The 4751-nt window shown below is 56.6% G+C and carries 3 protein-coding genes and 1 riboswitch; of the genes, 2 read left to right on the top strand and 1 reads right to left on the bottom strand.

Features of this window, described 5'->3' with window-relative positions:
- Positions 1–185 (top strand): hypothetical protein (locus ACR0B3_RS23440; protein ID WP_480811176.1); only part of this gene is annotated, 185 nt, incomplete at its 5' end.
- A 395-nt stretch (positions 186–580) separates the two neighbouring features.
- The gene (locus tag ACR0B3_RS23435; protein WP_012187121.1) at positions 581–1963 is read left to right on the top strand and encodes an IS1182 family transposase; all 1383 of its coding nucleotides are present in this window, start codon (positions 581–583) and stop codon (positions 1961–1963) included.
- A gap of 403 nt (positions 1964–2366) precedes the next feature.
- Here the strand turns inward: ACR0B3_RS23435 and thiC are convergent, their stop codons facing one another.
- Positions 2367–4175, bottom strand: a complete 1809-nt coding sequence (gene thiC / locus ACR0B3_RS23430; RefSeq protein WP_012187122.1) for a phosphomethylpyrimidine synthase ThiC — start codon at positions 4173–4175, stop codon at positions 2367–2369.
- 101 nt (positions 4176–4276) lie between these two features.
- Positions 4277–4399, bottom strand: a riboswitch (TPP riboswitch).
- Between the last annotated feature and the right edge of the window lie 352 nt (positions 4400–4751).

The following is a 4751-nucleotide window of genomic DNA, read 5'->3' as shown; positions in this document are numbered from 1 at the left end:
TCTATTTGCGCGGGGTGGCGCCGCCTTCGGTGACCACGGGTCATATCTATCGCGGGGTGTTGCCGTTCGTGTTGATCCAGGTGGCGGCCCTGGGAATGCTCTTTGCCTTCCCGGGCGTGGTGACCATCGTGCCGAACCTGCTGGGGAACTGCTTTGCAAGTCATTGTAGTCAATGGACAATCTAGAGCTCCCTAGCAAAATATTAGATAACGGTGTGGTCCACAGAAGGTTAACGCACGTTAAAGTGGTGTGGCTAGATTTTTTTGAATGCCAAAAACGATCAGTTGCGCAACACTCCCCCGCCCCGCTGACATGCAGAGCGCCGCTGTCAGTGTGCGATCCCAACAAACAAACGGTCATCTACCGTAAAAGCAGCGCCCCCTGTGACCTTTACCACAATCTGGCGCAATTTCTTCAGCGGTAAGTGGCGTGCTGGGGGAGATATCTGGAAGAGAAGTAGAGCAGACGTTCGGGCGTGATGCCGCGAAAGTCTGGTCTGAGCCGATATTGTTGAAAAACTCTTCCTTGATCGACGCCCAATTGACTGATTCAATTCAGTTATTGAGCGGGAGAACTTACAATGATGGGGCCAAGGCAGGAAGCACAGGCGGCACTGTTTTACGAGTTTTCGCTGGAGGAGCATGTCCCGCAGGACCACCTTTTGAGATCGATTGATCGGCATCTCGATCTGAGCAGCATCCGGGGGCATTTGGCAGATTTCTATAGCCACACGGGGCGTCCATCTGTCGATCCTGAGCTGATGATCCGGATGCTGTTGGTCGGATACTGTTTTGGCATCCGGTCAGAGCGGCGGCTCTGCGAAGAGGTGCATCTGAACCTGGCATACAGATGGTTCTGCCGCCTTGAACTGACAGACCGCATCCCGGACCATTCGACATTTTCCAAGAACCGGCACGGCCGCTTCCGTGACAGTGACCTCTTGCGTCATGTGTTCGAGGCGACTGTTGCGCGCTGCATTGAAGAGGGTTTGGTCGGCGGCCAGGGCTTTGCGGTCGATGCCAGCCTGATCAGCGCGGATGTCCAGAAGCAGAACTCGAGCAATCCCGAAGGCTGGGCGGCCCGCGAGATTGATCCCACGGATGCGCCCCGCGCGGTGCGGGAGTATCTCGACACTTTGGACGATGAAGCCTTCGGTGCAGCGACAACAGCAAAACCCAAGTTCACCGCCCATGCCGATCCGGCCAGTCAATGGACGGCTGCGCGCAAAGGGCCTGCATTCTTTGCCTATTCTGACAACTACCTGATCGACACCGATCACGGGATTATCGTTGACGTGGACGCCAGCCGGTCGAACAAGACCGCCGAGGTCGGTGCCATGCGGAAGATGCTCGACCGGACCGAAGACCGGTTTGGCGTGAAGCCCGATTGGATCGCTGCTGACACCGCCTACGGATCGTCAGACAACCTGGTCTGGCTGGCACTCAAGCGCCAGATCCTCCCCTTCATCCCTGTCTTTGATAAAGGTGAACGGACCGACGGAACCTTCTCGCGGTCCGACTTCACGTGGGATGACGAGAACGATCGCTACATCTGCCCGAGTGGAAAGGAGATGCGCCACACATGGCGGACCTATTCCGATCCCGCGCGAAATGCACCAGCTTGGAAAGCCCGCAGATATCGGACGCGGAAGTCTGATTGCACGGGATGTGCGCTGAAGGCCAAATGCTGCCCCAACTCGGAGGTCCGTGCGATCCATCGCGAGAAATATGAGATCGTCCGAGACTTCGCCCGCCAATGCACCGCCTCAGAGTACAATCCAACTGCCCAGAGGCGGCGAAAGAAAGTAGAGATGCTCTTTGCCCACCTTAAACGCATCCTCGGCCTGGGCCGGCTCCGATTACGTGGCCCATGCGGCGTCCAAGACGAGTTTACCCTCGCAGCCACCGCCCAAAACCTTCGGAAACTAGCAAAACTCAAACCCATGGTGCCGGCCACAGAATGACAAGCGGCACCGTCTCAGATTGCCGAACAAAAATTAGGCCACAACCAACCCCAAAGTGCCAAATCGAAACGAGTTTTTCAACGGAATCAGCCCAGTGTAACCGGTGCTGCATCGACTACGAATGTCTGCTATCAACAGCAAGCCAAAAAACCTTCAACAACTGTTTGGGTTTTGAACGGGGTTTTTGGCGGCGTTGGACGAGGCGGTTTGCGCAGGTGCAAAAAACGAGCGTTTGTTGAGCGGCTAAACTCCCACTGGATACGGTGCATCACCTCTATATAATTCGCCGCCAACAGGACGCTGGCGGCGACGTGCATGACAATCTGGCTGGGGATGCGCTGCGCCAGCCGCATATTGGTGACAGGTCTTTCCGATATTACGCTTCCGGCGAACCTGTCACCCCTTATATTTCCTTTACCTTATCAAGAGGAACATAAAGATCACCGCCTTTGCGGAACTTCTCGGCCATTTTCGCCATGCCGTCCTTCTGCGCCTCGGCGCGGATATCGTGGCTGATCCGCATCGAGCAGAACTTCGGTCCGCACATGGAGCAGAAATGCGCGACCTTATGCGCCTCTTTCGGCAAGGTTTCGTCATGCATCGAGCGCGCGGTTTCGGGATCAAGCGAGAGGTTGAACTGATCCTCCCAGCGGAACTCGAACCGCGCGCGTGACAACGCGTCATCTCGGATCTGCGCTCCCGGATGCCCCTTGGCCAGATCGGCAGCATGAGCCGCAATCTTGTAGGTGATGACACCGATCTTCACATCGTCACGGTTAGGCAGACCTAGATGCTCTTTGGGAGTGACATAGCAAAGCATCGCCGTGCCGAACCAGCCTATCATCGCCGCACCAATACCGCTGGTAATGTGGTCATATCCCGGTGCGATATCCGTGGTAAGCGGCCCGAGCGTATAAAACGGCGCCTCGCCGCAGACCTCCAGCTGCTTGTCCATATTCTCCTTGATTTTGTGCATGGCTACATGGCCCGGTCCTTCGATCATCACCTGACAGTCATGCTTCCATGCGATCTGCGTCAGTTCGCCCAACGTCTCCAGTTCGGCGAATTGCGCCTCATCATTGGCGTCCGCGATAGAGCCGGGACGCAACCCATCCCCCAAAGAGAAGCTGACGTCATATGCCCGGGCAATTTCGCAGATCTCAGCGAAGTGCTCGTAAAGGAAACTTTCGCGGTGATGATGCAGGCACCATTTCGCCATGATCGAGCCGCCGCGCGATACAATCCCGGTCACCCGCTTTATCGTCATCGGGATCATATGCAGCCGCACGCCAGCATGAATGGTGAAGTAATCCACCCCCTGTTCAGCCTGTTCGATCAGCGTATCGCGGTACACCTCCCAGCTTAGGTCTTCGGCGATACCCTCGACCTTTTCCAGCGCCTGATAAAGCGGAACGGTGCCGATGGGTACGGCAGAATTGCGGATGATCCAGTCGCGGATGTTGTGAATATTGCGGCCCGTAGACAAGTCCATCACCGTATCCGCGCCCCAACGTGTGGCCCAGACCATCTTTTCCACCTCTTCCTCCATCGAGGAGGTGACGGCGGAGTTACCGATATTCGCGTTAATCTTGACCAGAAAATTACGCCCGATCCCCATCGGCTCGGCCTCGGGGTGGTTGATATTGGCGGGGATGATCGCACGGCCCCTGGCGACTTCTTCGCGCACGAAATCGGGAGTCACAAAATCGGGGATGGCCGCGCCCCAATCCTGGCCGTCACGTACCAGAGCCTCTTTCGCGGCCTTACGGCCAAGGTTCTCGCGGATGGCGACAAATTCCATCTCGGGTGTTATAATCCCGGCGCGGGCATAGGCCATCTGCGTGACCGCGCGTCCTGCCTTGGCTTGCAACGGCTTGTGGCGGACCGGGAATTCGGGCACCAGCCGGGCACCCTCAGCAAAGCCATTATCCTCGGGACGCACATGGCGACCCTCATAAAGCTCGATATCGTTGCGTGCGGCGATCCAGTCTGCCCGCAGGCGCGGCAGGCCACCGTTGATAGCGATTTTAGCGCTGGGATCAGTATAGGGGCCAGAGCTGTCATAGACCGTAACCGGCGGTTCGCCAGCCGAAGGGTGAAGATCAATCTCGCGCATAGGGACGCGAATTTGGGGATGCAGCGTTCCGGGCTGATAAACGCGCCGGGATGCCGGTAAGGGTCCAGTAGTAACGGTTGGTGTCAGATCTTTCATGAGTCAGTATCTCCGTGCTCATAGCAATGAGATCCAGCTCCGCCGTACTGAATGGAGAATAGCCACGCGATAAACGCCTGTAAAAAACAGGCAGGGCAATGCCGCACAGCCGAACACCATCCCTACGCCAGTATGAACTGGATCAGGTTCGTCGGGTCACTGCGCTATGCGTTGCCGCACCATCAGTTTCTCAGCCCCTTGTCGGGACCCCCCGGGTGAGAAAGGACTACGTTGTGCGCCAAGGGGGGCTTTGTCAACTGCTGTTCCCGTGGCGGTCTGACGGACCAGTTTTATCAGGCCTCAGGGGGTTTAAATGTAGCCAGAAATTAATGTCATCCGTAAGGGTGTGATTCAATATCAATATGGTAGCCGCTCACTTTTACCGGAAGTGAAGCAGCACAGCTCGTTCAAAAACCACCATTTGTTGAACGGTTTGCTGAACCAGACATTGGTGCGCCTGCAGCGAACGGCAAAAAAGTCCCGCGTTGTGTGAGTTCATGTGCAGCGCAGCGATCGGCAGCTATACCGCAGCCGAAGACGCATCGGTGCTCGGTGTCCGCTGCAAGACCCGATAGA

The organism is Ruegeria sp. CE9 (genome assembly GCF_056537425.1).
The sequence above is the reverse complement of the archived record's forward strand: the minus strand, read 5'-3'. Positions and strand labels throughout refer to the sequence as shown.

Coding starts and splice junctions, on each gene's coding strand:
- ACR0B3_RS23435 (WP_012187121.1), top strand. CDS start 581: ATGATGGGGCCAAGGCAGGAAGCACAGGCGGCACTGTTTTACGAGTTT.
- thiC (WP_012187122.1), bottom strand. CDS start 4,175: ATGAAAGATCTGACACCAACCGTTACTACTGGACCCTTACCGGCATCC.